Origin of the sequence: Natronorubrum texcoconense (genome assembly GCF_900100335.1) — an archaeon.
GTDB classification, from domain to species: domain Archaea; phylum Halobacteriota; class Halobacteria; order Halobacteriales; family Natrialbaceae; genus Natronorubrum; species Natronorubrum texcoconense.
Window position 1 is genome coordinate 68432 of sequence record NZ_FNFE01000009.1, and the last position, 18641, is coordinate 87072.

Annotated in this window: 15 protein-coding genes; 6 read left to right on the top strand and 9 right to left on the bottom strand. The window is 63.5% G+C overall.

Going from position 1 to position 18641, the window contains the following annotated elements; genetic code table 11:
• Positions 1–74: 74 nt before the first annotated feature.
• A complete protein-coding gene (locus BLT08_RS20895) occupies positions 75–665 on the bottom strand; it encodes a diacylglycerol/polyprenol kinase family protein (RefSeq protein ID WP_090311927.1) in 591 nt (196 codons plus the stop codon).
• A 253-nt stretch (positions 666–918) separates the two neighbouring features.
• Between BLT08_RS20895 and BLT08_RS20900 the strand changes: the two genes are divergently transcribed.
• Positions 919–1236: a hypothetical protein gene (locus tag BLT08_RS20900; protein WP_245724305.1), complete on the top strand. Its 318-nt coding sequence runs from the start codon at positions 919–921 to the stop codon at positions 1234–1236.
• A gap of 128 nt (positions 1237–1364) precedes the next feature.
• On the opposite strand, the gene glyS is transcribed toward BLT08_RS20900, so the two are convergent.
• Entirely contained in the window at positions 1365–3149 is a 1785-nt protein-coding gene (gene glyS / locus BLT08_RS20905; RefSeq protein ID WP_090311931.1) for a glycine--tRNA ligase, read from the bottom strand.
• Positions 3142–3993 (bottom strand): CBS domain-containing protein, encoded by an 852-nt coding sequence (locus BLT08_RS20910; protein WP_090311933.1) that lies wholly within the window; start codon positions 3991–3993, stop codon positions 3142–3144. Before BLT08_RS20910 ends, glyS begins: the two co-directional genes overlap by 8 nt.
• Positions 3994–4123: 130 nt before the next feature.
• Between BLT08_RS20910 and BLT08_RS23220 the strand changes: the two genes are divergently transcribed.
• The 3 genes from BLT08_RS23220 to BLT08_RS20920 all read left to right on the top strand — a co-directional run bounded on the left by BLT08_RS23220 (position 4124) and on the right by BLT08_RS20920 (position 5818).
• Positions 4124–4285 (top strand): DUF7556 family protein, encoded by a 162-nt coding sequence (locus tag BLT08_RS23220; RefSeq protein WP_175529401.1) that lies wholly within the window; start codon positions 4124–4126, stop codon positions 4283–4285.
• A 449-nt stretch (positions 4286–4734) separates the two neighbouring features.
• Complete coding sequence (locus tag BLT08_RS20915) at positions 4735–5253, top strand: DUF7974 family protein (protein ID WP_090312170.1); 519 nt, start codon at positions 4735–4737, stop codon at positions 5251–5253.
• A 58-nt stretch (positions 5254–5311) separates the two neighbouring features.
• Positions 5312–5818 carry a hypothetical protein gene (locus tag BLT08_RS20920; RefSeq protein ID WP_090311934.1) on the top strand — a complete coding sequence of 169 codons (507 nt, stop codon included), beginning with the start codon at positions 5312–5314 and terminating at the stop codon, positions 5816–5818.
• Positions 5819–5946: 128 nt separating this feature from the next.
• On the opposite strand, the gene BLT08_RS23225 is transcribed toward BLT08_RS20920, so the two are convergent.
• From BLT08_RS23225 to BLT08_RS20950, 6 genes are all read right to left on the bottom strand, one after another.
• Entirely contained in the window at positions 5947–6102 is a 156-nt protein-coding gene (locus tag BLT08_RS23225; protein WP_175529402.1) for a hypothetical protein, read from the bottom strand.
• A gap of 226 nt (positions 6103–6328) precedes the next feature.
• The gene (locus tag BLT08_RS20930) at positions 6329–7684 is read right to left on the bottom strand and encodes an ABC transporter ATP-binding protein (protein ID WP_090311939.1); all 1356 of its coding nucleotides are present in this window, start codon (positions 7682–7684) and stop codon (positions 6329–6331) included.
• Entirely contained in the window at positions 7681–8961 is a 1281-nt protein-coding gene (locus tag BLT08_RS20935; RefSeq protein ID WP_245724306.1) for an ABC transporter ATP-binding protein, read from the bottom strand. Before BLT08_RS20935 ends, BLT08_RS20930 begins: the two co-directional genes overlap by 4 nt.
• A gap of 2 nt (positions 8962–8963) precedes the next feature.
• Positions 8964–9983 carry an ABC transporter permease gene (locus BLT08_RS20940; RefSeq protein WP_090311941.1) on the bottom strand — a complete coding sequence of 340 codons (1020 nt, stop codon included), beginning with the start codon at positions 9981–9983 and terminating at the stop codon, positions 8964–8966.
• Positions 9984–10003: 20 nt separating this feature from the next.
• Positions 10004–11002 (bottom strand): ABC transporter permease, encoded by a 999-nt coding sequence (locus BLT08_RS20945; RefSeq protein ID WP_090311943.1) that lies wholly within the window; start codon positions 11000–11002, stop codon positions 10004–10006.
• 93 nt (positions 11003–11095) lie between these two features.
• Positions 11096–12697, bottom strand: a complete 1602-nt coding sequence (locus tag BLT08_RS20950) for an ABC transporter substrate-binding protein (protein WP_090311945.1) — start codon at positions 12695–12697, stop codon at positions 11096–11098.
• A gap of 305 nt (positions 12698–13002) precedes the next feature.
• On the opposite strand from BLT08_RS20950, the gene BLT08_RS20955 reads away from it, so the two are divergent.
• Together BLT08_RS20955 and BLT08_RS20960 are read left to right on the top strand one after the other, a co-directional pair.
• Complete coding sequence (locus BLT08_RS20955; RefSeq protein ID WP_090311947.1) at positions 13003–13422, top strand: PPC domain-containing DNA-binding protein; 420 nt, start codon at positions 13003–13005, stop codon at positions 13420–13422.
• A gap of 1 nt (position 13423) precedes the next feature.
• On the top strand, positions 13424–18556 hold the full coding sequence (locus BLT08_RS20960) for a DNA polymerase II large subunit (protein WP_090311949.1): 5133 nt from the start codon (positions 13424–13426) through the stop codon (positions 18554–18556).
• The last annotated feature ends 85 nt before the right edge of the window (positions 18557–18641 follow it).

Sequence of the window (18641 nt, forward strand, 5' to 3'; positions counted from 1 at the left end):
TTCTTGTTGGTTCGAAAATGGTCTATTTCGACGGTGAGAACTTCGATATCTGCAGAGAGACCGCTCCGACTCGATCAGATCGGGACGAACTCGAGGACGACCCACGCCAACAGACCCGCGTAGATCGGGATCGTCAGGTTGTCGTCGACGATGTAGTCGCCGATCCGAACCTTGACTCCGTCGGCGATGGTCGCGCCGAGCGCCGCCGCGAGGACGGCGGGCGGGGTCTCGTAGAGAAACGGCGCGGCGATGATCGCGCTCACGACGAACATCGTGACGAGCACCTTCGGCCCCTTGACGAACTTGAGGCTGTCGTCGGAGACGGCCCCGCTGATCGGATCGCCGAGCGCGAGCATCAGCATCGCTGGGAGGGCGATTTGCGGATCGAACAGGAGCACGGCAATCGTCATACTCACCATGTAGTACCCGTAGCCCGCGAACTGGTCTTGCTCGTAGTCGCGCGTCAGTTTGTCGTAGATCTGCCAGTCGAGTCCGACCTGGAGCCGGAGGAACTCGAGACCGATCGTACCGACGGCGAGGGCGACCATCAGGACCTGAAACCGGGGCCACGTCAGCCCGAGTTCGAAGTAATCTGCGAGGAGGTAGAGGGCGACGAGACCCGCCCCGCTCGAGTGGACGAGTCGTCGCTTCAGTTCGTCAGCCATCACGTTTTCCCTCGGACAACGGGACCTTCAGTCCGTCGGTTGTGTGCGCCGCGGGGTCGACGGGTGTGGTCATCGGTGACCCCTCGAGCGATCGATCGAGGCCGGTTCCGGCGGAGCTGTTGGCTAACCGATAGCTATTCGGTTCAGCCGCGATAATCGGGACTCAAGAAGGATGGAACGCTGGTACGGGTTCTTTCCGAATCGACCGCCGACAAATAGCGATCTCGTGGGTGCCGTTTGTGGTGTCCTCCTCGTGGCGCTCAATGCGTCCACCGTGCACGACTGGCGCTGGGTCGCCGTCGGGGTCGTCGTCGGTGCGATCGTGCTGGGACCGCTCGCCCAGTCGCCGATCGGTCGGCGGATCGGATCGGCGACCCGAAATCTCGGGCCGGATGGACGCATTCTCGTCATCGCAATCGGAATCGTCGCCGTGCTAGCGCTCCTGTTTCTGCCGCCGGTTCCGGCCGAAATCGCCGTCGACGGTATGATCGGTGTCATGATCACGGTCCCGCTCTACGTTCTCGCTCACTTGCTCGTCGCTCGTGATCTCGGGGACTGGAGTCCAGACTGAGACGGACGTCCGAGCGTCGTTTTCGATGCGACAGCGAACCCGTCTTCGATTGTGCCGGTCGTCGGGGCAGCAATCCGTACGAAGCCGTCTCGAACCTGAATCAAACGCAGAAATTGAACTCGAGTCCGCTACAACTCCTCGAACTCGAAGTCGCCCTCTCGAATCTCGGCCAGCGTCTCCGCGAGGTCCTCGACCGGCAGTCGCTTCTGGTCGGTCGTGTCTCGCTCGCGAACCGTGACAGTCGTCTCTTCGTCTTCTACCGTCTCGTAGTCGACCGTCACGCAGAACGGCGTGCCGACCTCGTCCTGCCGGCGGTAGCGTCGACCGATGTTGCCCGAGTCGTCGTACGTGACCGACAGTCCTTCCGCGCGCAGGTCATCGAGGATCTCGTCGGCCTGGGCCTCGAGTTCCGCGTCGTTCTGCAGCGGGAAGACGCCCACGAACGTCGGGGCGACTTCGGGCTCGAGGTCCAGATACGTCCGCTCCTCGCCGTCGACTTCGTCCTCCCGATAGGCGTGGTGGAGCACGGTGTAGACGAGGCGGTCGACGCCGAAGGACGGCTCGACGACGTGGGGGACGATGTGCTCGCCGGCTTCGGTCTGCTCCTCGACCGAAAAGCCGGTCTTCTCGACGGGGAGGTCGTGTGTTTCGCCTTCGAGATCGATTGCGACGGTATCGCCGTCGAAGGCGCTTCGATCGCGGCCAGCGAGGGCCTCGAGTTCCTCGACCACGTCCTGAGCCGCACCGCCGAACTCCGGCCCGAGGTAGCTCATGTCGGGGTCGACGGTGGCTCGTTCGACCGTCTTGGGTTCGTCGTACTGCTTGAAGACGGTGAAGCGGTCGCCGGAGTGTTCGGCGTGTTTCGAGAGGTCGTAATCGCCGCGGTAGGCGAAGCCGGCCAGCTCGATCCAGTTGCCGTCGATCTCGCCCTCGGCGTCCCAGCAGTCGCTGGCGTAGTGTGCGCGCTCGCCCGAGAGGTGCTGGCGGAACCGGAACCGGTCCATGTCGACGCCGACCGCGTCGTACCACGGCTTGGCGACGCCGAGGAAGTAGGCGACCCACGGACTCGAGATAACGCCCTCCTCGACGGCGTCGCCGATGGTCGTCTCGATTTCGTCGCCGTCCTCGGCGTTCTGCTCGCTGGCCGGGTAGAGCGTGACTTCGACGTCCGCGACCGACTCGAGGTCCGGCTCGTCCTCCTCGGGGTCGACGAAGTACTCGAGTTCGGCCTGCGTGAACTCGCGGGTTCGGATGATCGACCGGCGCGGGCTGATCTCGTTGCGGTAGGCGCGGCCGATCTGGGTGACGCCGAACGGAAGCTGATTTCTGGCGTACTCCTTCAGCCGCGGGAACTCGACGAAGATGCCCTGTGCGGTCTCTGGCCGTAAGTAGCCGGGCTGGGAGTCGCCGGGACCGATGTTCGTCGCGAACATGAGGTTGAACGCCTCGACGGCCTGGCCGGCGAGGCCGGCGCCGCAGGACGGGCAGACGAGCTGGTGTTCGGCGATGACCTCTTCGACTTCCGGAATCGGGAGGCTCTCGGCGTCCTCGTACTCGGTGTTGTCCTCGACGACGTGGTCCGCGCGGTGGCTCTCGCCGCACTCCGGACACTCGACGAGCATGTCGTCGAAGCCGTCGAGGTGGCCCGAGGCTTCGAAGACTGGCTCGGGCATGATCGTCGGCGCGTCGATCTCCATGTTCCCCTCGGCGACGGCGAAGCGGTCGCGCCAGGCGTCCTCGACGTTGCCCTTCAAGGATGCACCCTGCGGACCGAACGTGTAGAAGCCGCCGACGCCGCCGTAGGCGCCCGAGGACTGGAAGAAGTAGCCCCGCCGTTTGGCCAGTTCGACCAGCTGCTCGCTCGTCGATTCGTCCGTCGTCGCCGTCGTCTCCGCGTGTTCGTGTTCACTCATAGAGTGCCTCCAGGAGGTCGACGTCACAGACGATGCCGACCAACTGCTCGCCCGTGAGCATCGGAATCTGTTCGATATCGTTGCTGATCATCTGCTGGGCGGCATCCTGAACCGTTGTCTGTGCCGAGACAGTCACTACGTCACCGCTCATGAACTCGCTGACGGGTCCGTTCGGGATCTCGATGTCCCGCGTGGGCAGGTAGCGACTCCCGACGCCTTTGATCCCCTCCCAGGACCACTCCGAGTCCTGATCCGGGAAGTTGTCGCCCGTCTCCTCTTCGCCCTCGACGATGCGGGCGACGTCGATGATGTCGACCTCCGTGAGGACGCCGCTCATCTTGCCCTCCTCGTCAAGCGCGACGGTGTAGGGAACGTTCGCGTAGTACAGTTCGCGCTCGGCGACCGGAAGCGGCGCGCCCTCGTAGCTCGTGTTGACGTCCGTGCTCGCGTAGCCCTCGACCGTGCCGTCGGTCTCCTGGTCGCCCGTCGCGATCGCGTGGATCACGTCCGTTACCGTAACGATCCCCTCGAACTCCCCATCGACGACGGGAACGCGACGCGCGCCCTCGTCGACCATCAGTCGCGCGACGTCCTCGAGCGCGGTGTCGGCCGTCGTCGTCGGCACGTCGTCCATCAGCATGACGAGCTGGTCCTCATCGGGCTGTTCGATCAGGACGTCCCGCGAGACGAGTCCGCGGTACTCGAGGCCGTCCTCGGTCGATTTGACGACCGGGACGGAGGAGAACGACCGCTCCTGTAGGTACTCCAGGACGTCCGAGCGGGTGCCTGGGAGTTCGACGGTGACCACGTCCTCGCGGGGCGTCATGGCGTCGGCTACGTTCATATCACCACGGTACGGCGAAAATGAGTATAAACCCAGTGTTTCGTACGCCCGCGATGGCGGTGCCGATCAGTCGGTTGGCGAGATAGTCCGATTCGACGAGTTTATATATGAGTGGGAGACAGTCTCATACATGGCGACGAACCCCCACGCCATGACGTCCGACGACACCGTCGTCGGTTCGATCGACTCGAGTAGCTCGAGTACTGACTACGTCATCGCCGATATCTCGGCCGACGATGCCTGGCTCTCGATGCAGGTAGACGACGCGCCGACACTTCCGGCCTGGCGATAACTGGGGGTGGGGAAAAACAGCGGACGGCTCGAGATGCCAATTTTGTTCTAATTTCGATCCTGCACTCCAGTTAGTACTACGAAGAACCGGCGTTAACGCCTCCGGTTCGTCGTATACACGGACTTAGTGAACGGAGGTGTTTCGATGAGGGTTGATAAGGACGAGTGTGTTGCTGCCGCTGGCGGCGATGAGTTCCACGTCCTCCCCAGCCGATTCGTTCGCGCCAGAGGCGCTCACTCATCCCTCGCGCAATTTCGAGCCGCGGTTCACCGCGGCTCAGCGCGCGCCACCGCACGTGGGTTGTTCAGTCGGGCGGGAACATCTCGGTCTATACTGAACATTATTCGCGAGCGGTCGTGCGGTCGGAACGAGTTCGACTCCAACGGAGACCTCGCACGAACTGTCGTCCGGCCCCACAGTTTAGTGGGTGAGCGTTGGACCCTCACTCGATGGTCGGTCCGCAACCACGAGACGAGCGAGGGACCGACGCGGACGACGAGTTCGGCTTTCAGACCGACGACTCGCGCTACACAATAGCGACGTTCCTCGCCGCACTCGTGCCGACGGCCCTCGCTCGGCGTGTCATCGCCGTCTCGATCGACACCGACCGCGACGTCTACGAACTCGACGAGCCGGTCGAGATCACCGTCGACTTCAAGAACCGATTCCCGCTGCCCGTCTCGATTCCGACGCCCCGACAGCGCCGCTGGGGGTGGACGTTCGACGGCGACCTCGAGGCCAGCGACGAGCGCCGCTACACCCGCATTCGCCCCTCCGAGTTCCGGTTCGGCGGGGGCGAGCGCAAACAGGTCACGTTCACCTGGAACGGTCGCCTCGAGCGCACGACGGACCGCGGGATGGCCGAATCGATCGTGCCCGACCCCGGCGAGTACGAACTCCGCGCGTTCGTCGCGACCGAAGACGGCGTCTTTCAGCCGAGCGACGCGACGACGATCCGACTCGAGTAGCCATCGTCCGATTCCTGCCACCAGTAACCGTTTGGGTGTGTGTCTCGTAGTCGCACGCATGTCTCTCGAGCAGGTGTTTTCTCAGCTGCCGAACCCCAGTTCGCACACGTTTCCGGACTACTCGCTCCCGCGCGGCGAGCCAGTCTTGCCGATCGCTGTCACGCACGAGGAGCTCTCGACGCTGCTCGCGCTGTACGAGCGGTTTCGAGCCGTAGATCCGACGGGGATCGATTCGAACCCGATGCTCGAGGCGGCGACGACGTTCATGCAGCAGTCGTTCGGCATCCCGCAGTACCGGCCGGACGAACAGTTGGTGGACGACATCGCGGCGCTGCTCAACGACTTCTCGGGCGACCTCGGCGGGCGGTCGCTGGGCGTAGTCGACGCGACGCCGGACCACCACCGAACGCTGTACTTCTTTCTGGTGAGTTGTCGGGGGTATCACGCCGCGCCCCACGTCCGGTTCGAGCCCGACGAAGCAGCCGTCGAGACGCTCTACGACGTTTATCAGCGAGTGGTCGAACAGGACGTCTATCTCAAGCATCCGGCGTCGGTGCTCGAGTGAGATCGCATTCGCGAACGAGTGGTAACCGGCAACGCGAGCTATCGGCCGATCCGTAGCGGTCGCTTCGTGGTGTCGAGGGAAGTGAAAAAGGAAGAGTGCGTCCGCGAGACGGGGCCATCGGTTCGTCCTCACCCAGTGAGGAAGCCGCCGGGTGGGATCTGTCCCGACGGGCTGTAACCGTCCGTCTCCTGATCTCCGCCGAACTGTGGGGAGTGCTCGATCGTTCGTCGGGCCTTTGCGACTCGTCGGCTGCCTGCCGTGACGGTGGCGAGTATCTTACTCATACAAGAGTAAAAAGACGCGGCGTGCATATAAGTATTTTCGAGATGAAAGATTGTGTTAGTCAGGCGTCGACGTCCACAGGATCGATCATATCGCCAACGGGGGCCTCAGAGCTCCTCGATGCGAATAAGTGCCGAATATTCGAGACAGTTGATCGAGTCACGAGGTCATTTCACAAACATACAAAAACAGACAAAACGGGTGGCATGCCGTCCGAAGCCGGACCGATCACCGGTGCAGGTGACACGCCGCGAAGTGCGTTCCCGACCCGTGTTCGGACTCGAGGTCGTAGGCGGGCCGTTCGCGCGCACAGATGCTCTGTTCTGCGAACCGCCCGAGCAGGAGGTCGGTGGCCTCCTCCCAGTTCTCCTCGACATCGTCGTCGTCGCTGTCAGGGTCGCGGGTCCCACCCTCTCGATCGGTCGCGATCAGTTCGATTGCCTCCCCGATAATTTCGCCGGCCCCGCCGCGTGGCAACTCGCCGTCGAAGAACTCCTGACGAATCTCGGCGGCCGACATCGGTTCGAACGTCCGCCGCTTGACCGCGCGCATGAACGCTCGAGTGTGTGACCACTCCTCCTCGCCGATCTCGTACTCGTCGGGGGCGATCAGTCGCGGACAGCGCGTCCGGAACCGACAGCCCGAGGGCGGATTCTGCGGACTCGGCACTTCGCCCTCGAGGACGCCCCGAACCCCCGACTGTCGCGGATCGGGGACGGGAATCGACTCGAGCAACGCGTTCGTGTAGGGGTGTTGGGGGTTCTCGAACAGCTCTTCCTTCTCCGCGAGTTCGACGATGTGGCCGAGATACATCACCGCGACGCGATCCGAAATGTGGCGAATTACGGAGAGGTCGTGGGCGATGAAGAGGTAGGTGAGGCCGAACTCCTCCTGGAGTTCCTCCATCGTGTTCATCACCTGCGCCTGAATGGAGACGTCGAGCGCGGAGACGGGTTCGTCGCAGACGACGAAGTCGGGGTCGACCGACAGCGCACGCGCGAGGTTGATCCGCTGGCGCTGGCCGCCCGAGAAGGCGTGGGGGTGTCGGTTGTAGTGGCGCGGATCGAGCCCGACCTTCTCGAGCAACTCCTTTGCGCGCGCCTCGCGGCCCTCGTCGTCGAACATGTCGTGGGCACCCATTGGCTCCTCGATGATCTGGCCGACCTTCATGCGCGGATCCAGCGAGGACTGTGGATCCTGGAAGATCATCTGGATCTCCGAGCGCTTCTGGCGTAGTTCCTCGCCGCTCAGATCGGCCAGATCGTCGCCCTTGAAGCTGATCGTCCCGTCGGTCGGATCGAGCAGCCGCAGGATCGTCCGCCCGAGGGTGCTCTTCCCGCAGCCCGATTCGCCGACCAGCCCGAGCGTCTCCCCCTTCTTGATCTCGAAGGTGACGTCGTCGACGGCCTCGACCTGATCGACGCCGAAACTCACCGGCGGGAACCGATCGGTCTCGAGGTTGATGCCCGCGAGCAGTCCCGAGTCGGAGGCGAAGTGCTTCGTCAGGCCGTCGACCTCGAGGAGCGTCTCGCCGTGGGCGATATCGCTCTCGCCGAAGCCGATGGGGTCGTCGGGCGTGCTCATTGTCTGGACTCACCTCCGCCGGGTTCATTCTCTGGTTTTCGGCTCGCTTCGCTCGCCTCACCTACGTCGGACCTATGGTCCGACGAGGATCGCGATCCTTCGGGTCGCTCACCCCCGTCTGTAGACGCTTGCTCCTCTTCGACAGGCGTCTCCGGATCCTCCTCCGGATCGGTCGCGGCCCCACCGACGTCCGTTTCGGCCTCGTCGCCCGCCTCGAGCGGCGCGCTCTCGTCGTAGCCCACGTCGAAGACGTCGTGTTTCACGCAGGCCGCGCGGTGGGGGTGGCCGTCGGCGCGATCGACCTCGAGCGTGTCGGGGTGGACGCGGGTACAGACCTCGCGCGCGTCGGGACAGCGGGGGTGGAACCGACAGCCCGAGGGCGGGCTGATCGCCTCGGGCATCACCCCCTCGATGGGGTCGAGTTCGTCGACGGTCCGGTCGGGCCGGGGCATTGAGTCGAGTAGGGCGTCCGTGTAGGGGTGTTTGGTCTCGTAGAACAGTTCGTCCACCGGCGCCTGTTCGACGATCTCGCCGAGGTACATCACGTTCACCCGGTCGCAGATCTCGGCGACGACGCCCATGTCGTGGGTGACCCAGATGAAGCTCGTGTCGTAGCGATCCTGCAGGTCGTCGACGAGATCGAGGATCTGGCCCTCGACGGTGACGTCCAACGCGGTCGTCGGCTCGTCGGCGATGATGAGATTCGGCTCGCACGCCAGCGCCATCGCGATGAGCACGCGCTGGCGCATCCCACCCGAGAACTGGTGGGGATACTCCTCGTACCGGTCCTCGGGGTCCGGAATCCCGACCTCGCGGAGCATTCGGACCGCTTCGACCTTCGCCTCGTCTTTCGGGAGGTCGCGATTGATCTCGATGAACTCCCGGAGCTGGCCCCCGACGGTAAAGACGGGATTGAGCGATTCCATCGGATCCTGGAAGATCACCGCGATCTCCCGGCCCCGGATCCGCTCGCGCATCTCGGACTCCGAGAGCATGTCGTCTCGCTCCCGGAGTTCGCCGTCAGGGCCTTCCTCGAGGCCGAAGATGGTCTCGCCTTTGTAGGTGACCTCGCCGCCGACGATCTCGCCGGGCTCTTCGACGAGGCGCATGAGGCTCATCGAGGCGACGGACTTGCCGGCGCCCGACTCACCGACGAGTCCGACGATCTCGCCCTCGTTGACCTCGAAGGAGATGCCGTCGACGGCGCGGACGGTACCGCTTTCGGTGAAAAACTGTGTCTTCAGGTTCTCGACGCGAAGGAGTGGTTCGGAGCTCATAGTTAGTTCTTGATCCGCGGATCGAGCGCGTCCTGCAGCCCGTCGCCGAACAGGTTGAATCCCATGATGGTCACGAGGATCGCCAGCCCGGGCCAGATCGACAGCCAGATGTTCGAGTGCATGTACCGCCCGTGGGCGATCCGGAGCATCTCTCCCCAGTCGGGCGTCGGCGGCTGGGCGCCGTAGCCGAGAAAGGAGAGGCCGGCGACGATCAGGATCGTGACGCCGATCTGCAGCGTTGCGTACACCATCACGGGTGCGAAGCTGTTCGGGATGACGTGTCTGCGGATGATGTTTCGGTCCTTTACCCCTGCAGCGCGGGCGGCCTCGATGTAGTCCATCTCCCGGACGGACAGCACCCGACTGCGGATGATCCGAGCGAACACCGGGATGAAGGCGATGCCGACGCCGATCACCGCGTACTGGATGTCGGGGCTCCCGCCGCTGACGAAGACGGTGAAGACGATGATCAGCACGAGCGGCGGAATCGCGTACACCGTTTCGACCGATCGCATCAGCACGTCGTCCACCCAGCCGCCGTAGTAGCCCGCGATCGAGCCGATGATCGTCCCGCCGATCAGCCCGATCGCCGTCGCCGCGAGCCCGACGCTGACCGACACCTGCGAGCCGTAGACGATGCGGGTAAAGTAGTCGCGGCCCTGCGGATCGGTCCCGAGCGGCTGGGAGAGCGTCCCGCCGTCGAGGAACATCGGCGGCTGATTCGGGTTCCCTTCGCCCGGCGGCGGAATCCGCGTCGGGTGGTCGAAGAACGGGAGCGCCTGCGCGGCGGTGTAGTCCGAGAGCGCACCGAACGTCAGCCGCGAGAGATTGCTATCGATCGCCGCGAACGCCGCGATGAAGATGACGAACGCGACGATGTAGAGCCCGATTCGGGCGGTCGCGTCCCGCTTGACTTTCTTCAGCGTGTAGCGCCAGCCGACGCGCGCCTCGAACTCCTCGTCGGCCGATCCGCCCTCGGCGTCCGGTTGCTGGTCATCGAGTTGTGATTCGGTCGTAGCCATGTGTTATGTCCCTCCCATCGTCAGTCACGCTCCCCGTAGGTCACGCGCGGATCGATGTACGCGTAGGAGATGTCCGTGATGACGACGCCGATGACGAACATGAACCCGAGAACCATCGTGATCCCCATGATTAGCTGATAGTCGAGCTGCTGAATCGCCTCGATGAACAGCCGTCCGATCCCGTTGATCGCGAAGACGGTCTCGACCAGGACGGCGCCGCCGAGGGCCGTCGACAGGTTGAGACCGATGATGGTGATGATCGGCAGCTGGGCCGACCGGAAGGCGTGTTTCCGGAGGATCGTCCGCTCGGGGACGCCGTACGCGCGAGCGAGCTTGACGTACTCCTCTTGCAGCGACTCGATCATCTGGGTCCGTTCGACTCGCATCAGCGTCGCCATCTGCAACGTCCCGAGCGCGATCATCGGCAGTATCAGGTGTCTGATCGTCTCGCTCCAGTGCTCGAGATAGCTGCCGTGGCCGGCCGCTTCCGGCGGTTGCCACGGGTAGACCAGCCCCGCCGACGGCAGGACGCCGAGTTTGACCGCGAAGACGATGATCAGCATGATGCCGATCCAGAAGGATGGCGTGCTGACGCCGATCAGCGCGACGATCCGCGAGATGTGGTCGGTCGGTTCGTTCCGGCGCTTGGCCGCGATGACGCCGAGCGGAATCGCCGTGAGGATCGCGAACAGGTACGCCGACAGCACGAGCAGGAGCGTCGGCCCGGTCCGCTCGAGCATCAGGTCGGCGACCGGACGGTCGCGGTGAATACTGTAGCCCAGATCGCCCTGTACGAGACCGGTCATGTAGTTCCAGTAGCGAACGTGTAGCGGCTGGTCGAGTCCGTAGCGCTGTTCGATCGTCCTGATGAGTTCCTCGTCGGCCTGTTGGCCCTGTAGCATCAGCCGAACGGGGTCGCCCGGTGCCAGGTTCGCCAACACGAACGTGATCACGGAAATCCCTATCAGGACCGGAATCGCCTGTATCAGTCGGTAGATCGTGTATCGGAGCAGTCCCATGTGTTCGTCTCTGCGATTACGGTGTCCGCGCCATCGTCCTGTGATCTGTCTCTGGTCGCTGTCGGTGCCGATCCCGAAACGCCGCCTCGAGGATTACTCGTCGAGGCTGACGTTGTTCTCGTCGGAGACGAGCTCCGGATTGTACGAGACGTTCGGGTGTGGCTGCATGTCGTTGACGTACTCCTGTGTGGCGATCGTGTTGTGTTCGGAGTAGGCGGCCATGACGGGGAGTTCCTCGACGATTTCGTCGATAACGTCGACGTACAGTTCGCGTCGGTCGCCCTGGTCGGCCGTCTGACGAGCCTCCAGGATGGCGTCGTGGAAGTCGTCGCTTCCCTCGTAGAAGTGTCCTTGCGTGACGCCGGCGTTCTCCTCGTGGAAGAGGTTGTAGAGGTAGACGTCGGGGTCGGGGCCGCCGGTCCAGCCGAGGATGTACATCTCGTAGTCGTCCGAATCGCCCGAGATGTAGGTGTCCGTTAGCGTCGCGAAGTCCAGACTCTGCACCTCGGCATCGTAGCCCAGTTCGTCCAGCCGCGAGGCGATCAGTTCGCCCAGCGCGATGCGGACGTCGTCCGGCGGGACGATGATGGTCGGACTCCAGTCGTCCGGATCGTCGAGTCCCTCCTCGAGTAACTCCTCGGCTTCGTCGGGGTCGTACTCCGGCGTCTGTTCCTCCCACTCGTCCATCGGGAAGTCCCAGCCGAGCTCGTCGACGATCGGCGGAATCGGCGCATTCATCGGCGTTGCGCTCTCGCCCAGGTTCGCGTCGACGAACTCGCTCATCGAGAACGAGTGGGCGATCCCGCGACGGACGTCGGGATCCGTCGTCTCTCCTTCGTTGCAGTTGAACGCGACGTACATGTACGACGGGCTCTCGGTCCGGTGGACGTCGATCCCCTCCTCGCCGTCGATCTGGTCCCAGTCTTCCGGCGGGACGGTCGCGATCGCGTCCGTGTCGCCCGCGAGAATCTGTGAGACCCGGCCCGCGTCGTCTTCGGCCGCCTCGAATCGGACCGACTCGAGTTCGGGCTGGGGATCGCCCCAGTAGTCGTCCCAGGCCTCGAGTTCGACGAACTCGTCGGAGGTCCAGTCTTCGAACGTGAACGGACCGGAGCCGACGGGGTTCGTGTTGTACTCGCCCGGATCGTCGGTTCGGACCGACTCGTTGACGACGTACGTCGCCACCGTCAGCGTCTCGAACGGCCCGTACTCGTGCTCGAGATCAATTTGCACCGTGTGCTCGTCGATGGCCTCGGTGCCGTCGACGTCGATGAAGTCGTACTCCGGTCGGTTGTCGGTGTCCTCTTCGACGGGTGCGGTAAACGAGTGGGCGACGTCCTCGGCGGTGACGGGGTCACCGTTGTGGAACTCCGCGTCGTCGACGATCTCGATGATGTATCGCTCGCCGTCTTCCTCCTCCTCGGGCTCGCCGGCGGCGAGTTTCGGCTGGAGCTCGAGGTCGTAGTCGTACTCGTAGAGCCCGTCGTACACCTGGTGGATGACCTGGGCGCTATAGGCGTCGTTCGACACGATCGGATCGAAGTCACCCTCCGGATTGACCTCCTGCGTGTAGAGGAGACCGTCGTCTCCCGGCCCTCCGTTCCCACCGATACACCCTGCAACCATCGCAGCACTGACCGCTGCACCTGATGCGAGAAGCCGCCGTCGCGTGGCGGTGAGCTGATCTGATACCATCCTGCTAGCCTTTCAGTTCTATGTACATTGGTAGCAGGGACCTACGGTTTTCAAGCCGATTTTACCGTCGACATACAGATGCAGGCACCGACAGTTCACCGCTTCGGTGAGACTGTTCTTACGGTAGTGGACGATTCTGCACAGCGCCGTGGCACTCTCGTCACCGCTTCACCTACTCGCTCACTCGCGGGGAGACGCGCAGGCGCCGGCGACCTCGTCGCGGGAACGGATCTGTCGAGGCGTCGGACGACGCTGGCCGGCGGTGGACCAGTGACATTTTTGTCGTAGCACCGGTGATATCTGGTATGAACTACAGGGCGGTCGAGACGGAATCGGAGTATGTCGCCCGCCTCGAGACCGGCGCCGACTGGCGGGCCGAAATCGAGTCGCTCGCGGACGAGGTCGAGGCAGACGCGGCCTGGTTCCAGGCCCTCGGAGCGGTCCAGGACGCCGAAATCTGGTTTTACGACCAGGACGACTGCACGTACGAGGCCGTCGAGTTCGACGAGCCGCTCGAGGTCGCCAGCTGCGTCGGCAACGTCTCCTGGCTAGATGGCGAACGGTTCGCGCACACCCACGCGGTCCTCTCGGACCCCGACGGCGACGCCCTCGCGGGCCACCTGAACGAGGCGACGGTCTGGGCGGGCGAAGTCTACATGCGCGTCTTCGCCGACGAACTGGTGCGCGAGTACGACGAAACCACCGAACTCGACCTCTGGCTCTGACATGCGCGAGGAGGATACCCGGTACTTCCAGCGACTCGAGTCCCAGCTAGACGAGGCGTTCGACGTCGCCGAGCGCGCCAAGGAACGCGGCGCGGATCCCGAACCCGAGGTCGAGATTCCGGTCGCCAAGGACATGGCCGACCGCGTCGAGAACATCCTCGGGATCGACGGCGTCGCCGAGCGCGTCCGCGAACTCGAGGGCGAGATGTCCCGCGAGGAGGCCGCCCTCGAACTCGCCAAAGACTTCGCAGAGGGCCGCGTCGGCGACTACGAGACGAAAGCCGGGAAGATCGAAGGAGCAGTTCGGACCGCGGTCGCCCTGCTCACCGAGGGTGTCGTCGCCGCGCCCATCGAGGGGATCGACCGGGTCGAAATTCTCACCAACGACGACGGCACCGAGTTCGTCAACGTCTACTACGCCGGCCCGATCCGCTCCGCGGGCGGGACCGCACAGGCGCTCTCCGTGCTCGTGGCGGACTACACGCGAGCGCTCGTCGGCATCGACCAGTACGGCGCACGTCAGGAGGAGATTGAACGCTACGCCGAGGAGCTCGCGCTCTACGACAAGGAGACTGGTCTCCAGTACACGCCGAAGGCGAAGGAAGCCAAGTTCATCGCCAAGAACCTCCCGATCATGTTAGACGGGGAAGCCACCGGCGACGAGGAGGTTTCGGGCTTTCGCGATCTCGAGCGCGTCGACACCAACAGCGCCCGCGGCGGGATGTGTCTCGTCATGGCCGAGGGGATCGCGCTCAAGGCCCCGAAGATCCAGCGCTACACCCGGAATCTCGACGAGGTCGACTGGCCGTGGCTGCAGGATCTGATCGACGGCAACTACGCCGACGACGAGGGTGACACGGCCGACGACGGTGGTGCCGACGGAGACGGCGACGAGACGGAAGCGAACGCGGAAACGGACGGGAGCGACGACGACGCTGACGACGCCGACGGCGAAGCAGCCGACGAATCGGCCGGCCCGCCGCGAGCCGAGCCGTCGACGAAGTTCCTTCGGGACCTGATCGCCGGCCGGCCGGTCTTCTCCCACCCCAGCGCGGAGGGCGGCTTTCGGCTCCGGTACGGCCGCGCGCGTAATCACGGGTTTGCGACCGGCGGCGTCCACCCCGCGACGATGCATCTGGTCGACGACTTCCTCGCGACCGGCACCCAGATCAAGACCGAACGGCCCGGGAAGGCCCACGGCGTCATCCCCGTCGACAGCATCGACGGCCCGACGGTCAAACTCGCAAACGGCGACGTTCGCCGAATCGACGACCCCGAGGAGGCTCTCGAGATCAGAAACGGCGTCGAGAAGATCCTCGATACCGGCGAGTATCTGGTCAACTACGGCGAGTTCGTCGAGAACAACCACCCGCTCGCCCCGGCCTCCTACGTCTACGAGTGGTGGATTCAGGACATGGCGGACGCCGGTGCAGACACGCAGGCTCTCGAGGACGACCCTCGAATCGATCTCGAATTCCCCGACGCCGACGAGGCCCTCGAGTGGGCCACGGAGTACGACGCGCCGCTGCACCCGCAGTACACCTACCTCTGGCACGATATCTCGGTCGAGACGTTCTGCAATCTCGCGGCGACCGTCGCCGACGGCCGCGTCGAGAACGACGCCGACGGCGACGGGACGCTCGTGATCGAGTACGACGAATCGACCGCGGTGGCCCTCGAGACGATCATCATCGAACACCGCCAGCGGTCGGACGAGGGCCTGATCGAGATCGACGACTGGCGGCCGTTCGCGCGAACGCTCGGGTGTGAACCACGACAGGCCGTCACCGACGGGGCCGCACTCGACGCCGACGGGCAGGACGGGACGCCCAGCGTCGAACTCGAGCGCACCTGGAGCGACGCAGACCTCTCCGAGCACGCTCGGACGTGGGGCCACGAGACCGAGGGCGACAACGCCATCGAGGCGGTCAACGAGGTCGCCCCCTTCGCGGTTCGGGAACGCGCGCCGACGCGGATCGGCAACCGGATGGGCCGGCCCGAAAAGTCCGAACGCCGCGACCTGAGCCCGCCGGTCCACACGCTGTTCCCCATCGGCGAGGCCGGCGGCGCACAGCGCAACGTCGCCAACGCGGCCAAACACGCCGAGACGATGTCCGACACGCCCGGCGTCGTCGAGGTCCAGATCGGCCGCAACCGCTGTCCGGACTGCGAGACGGAGACGTTCAAGAACCGCTGTCCGGACTGTGAGGCCCGAACGAAACCCGACTACCGCTGTCCCGACTGTGATACCCGAATCGAACCCGACGAGGCCGGCCGCGTCGAGTGCGGCCACTGCGAGCGCGAGGCCACCTGCGTCGAGAACATCGAGGTCGACATCCACGAGGAGTACCGCGACGCCCTCGAGTCGGTCGGCGAACGGGAGAACGCCTTCGAGATCCTGAAAGGCGTCAAGGGGCTGTCCTCGAACACGAAAGTCCCCGAACCGATCGAGAAGGGGATCCTGCGGGCGAAACACGACGTCTCGACGTTCAAAGACGGCACCATCCGCTACGACATGACCGACCTGCCGGTCACGTCGGTTCGGGCCGCCGAACTCGACATCGACGTCGGCCAACTCCAGGCGCTGGGCTACGAGGAGGATATGCGTGGCGACCCCCTGACTCACGAGGACCAGCTGGTCGAACTCAAGGTGCAGGACATCGTCCTCTCGGACGGCGCGGCCGAGCACATGATGCAGACCGCGGACTTCATCGACGATTTGCTCGAGCAGTACTACGGGCTCGAACGGTTCTACGAGATCGACGACCGACAGGAGCTCGTCGGCGAACTCGTCTTCGGGATGGCGCCGCACACGAGTGCGGCAACTGTCGGAAGGGTGATCGGTTTCACGAGCGCGGCCGTCGGATATGCTCATCCGTACTTTCACGCCGCTAAGCGGCGGAATTGTTTCCACCCCGAAACGAAACTTTGGTATCAGGACGAATCAGACGCATGGCACCACGAACCGATCGAGTCGCTCGTCGAACGACGATTGACGAATCCCGACAAAGACGACTTCGGAACGCTCGTGCAGGATGTCGAAGGTCTCAGCGTTCCGTCAGTCACTACCGATGGAACACCCGTCGAACAGCCCATCGAAGCGCTTTCGAAACACCCGGCCCCCGATCATCTCGTCCGGATAGAAACGCGGAGCGGCCGAACACTGAATGTAACTCCGGATCACACGTTCCGGAAGTGGTCTCCCTCCGGATTAGCGTCCATAGACGCTCGAGAACTCTCGGCCGGTGACGAACTTCCTACACCGAAATCGATCGAATTCGAAGGGACGGCGAAATCGTTCGATTTGCTGGAAGCGTTTATCGACGCGGATGCAGTCCCGAACGAATCGCTCACCATCCGGGGGCTCGGCTCCGACCGGATCAAAGAGCTACTCGACGACGCAACTCCGGAACAGGCATATCTCAAGCCGGTCGCAGAACGACTGGAACTCTCTCAATCGACGGTGTACAACTGGGTGAATCGAGATAGCGTTCCGGTTGCTCCGCTCCTTTCGCTGTTCAGCGAGACGGAGCTCATCGAGCGAATTTCGGATGACGTTGCACTCGGTGTGAAACGGGATGCGGCGACTGTCCGTCGCCACTTCGAAATCGACGAAACTGTCGCAACAGTGCTCGGCTACTACGCTGCTGAAGGGTTCACCCGCCGTGAAAACGGCTCGTTCTATCAAACGACGATCTGCACGCCTGACGAGGTGCCTCGGGATGAGATTGTTCGCGCATTCAAAGACAGCCTGTCAATCGATGCCTTCGAAGAGAACGAGTGGAAAGTGACGGTTTCGAGTCGTCTCGTTTCGACGCTATTCGCAGATGTACTCGAGCTTGGGTCGGGCGCGGAGGACAAACGGATTCCCGACTTCGTTCTCGATAGCCCACGACCACACCTGCGAGCGTTCCTCGCAGCATATTTCAGCGGAGACGGAAGTACCTCCAGCGAGCGAATCGATATCCGTGCAACGACGGTAAGCGACGACCTCGCAACTGACCTCGTTGCAGCATTGAAACGGTTTGGGATTGCAACGAAAACCTATCGCGAAACACACTGTCCGACTACTGGTGCAGTTGCTGAATTCTACGGTGACGAGGAAGAGACCCCAGAATTCGAGTCGCAGGTTCTCAAAATCACGTCCGAAAACGCGGCCCGGTTCGCCGAGCGTGTCGGATTCCACCTCGACCGAAAACAAGAAACGATCGAATCAGTTCTCGAGACGACGGAGCTACGCACGCAGCGTCTGCTCGCTGACGGCGGTGAGATCTGGTTCGACGAAGTCACCTCGGTCGAAATCGTCGAGAGCGATATCGATCATACGTACTGCCTCACTGTACAGGAAACGAATACACTCGTCGCAAACGACGTATTTGTCGGCCAGTGTGACGGTGACGAGGATTGCGTCATGCTGCTCATGGACGGCCTATTGAACTTTAGTCAAAGCTTTTTGCCAGATCAACGCGGTGGTAAGATGGACGCACCTCTCGTCATGTCCTCCCGCATCGACCCCTCCGAGATCGACGACGAGGCCCACAACATGGACATCGTTTCCCAGTACCCCCGCGAGTTCTACCTCGCGACGCTCGAGCAGGCCGACCCAGAATCGGTCGACATCCAGATGGGCGAGGACACGCTGGGAACCGACCTCGAGTACACCGGCTTCGAGCACACCCACGACACCACCGACATCGCGATGGGCCCCGACCTCTCGGCGTACAAGACGCTCGGCTCGATGATGGACAAGATGGACGCCCAGCTCGAACTCTCGCGGAAACTCGAGTCCGTCGACGAGACCGACGTCGCCGAGCGGGTCATCGAGTACCACTTCCTGCCGGACCTCATCGGGAATCTCCGTGCGTTCTCCCGCCAGGAGACCCGCTGTCTCGACTGCGGCGAGAAGTTCCGCCGGATGCCCCTGACCGGGGACTGTCGGGAGTGTGGCGGCCGCGTCAATCTCACGGTCCACAAGGGCTCCGTGAACAAGTACATGCAGACCGCGATTCAGGTCGCCGACGAGTACGACTGTCGGGACTACACGAAACAGCGGTTAGAGGTGCTCGAGAAGGCCCTCGAGAGCATCTTCGAGAACGACAAGAACAAACAGAGTGGGATCGAGGATTTCATGTAACGAAGTTTTGCTCTGTCGTTCGAGAGAGCTTCGCTCTCTCGTGATGACGAAAGACGCCAGGGGCGTCTTTCGATCCACGGGCGTA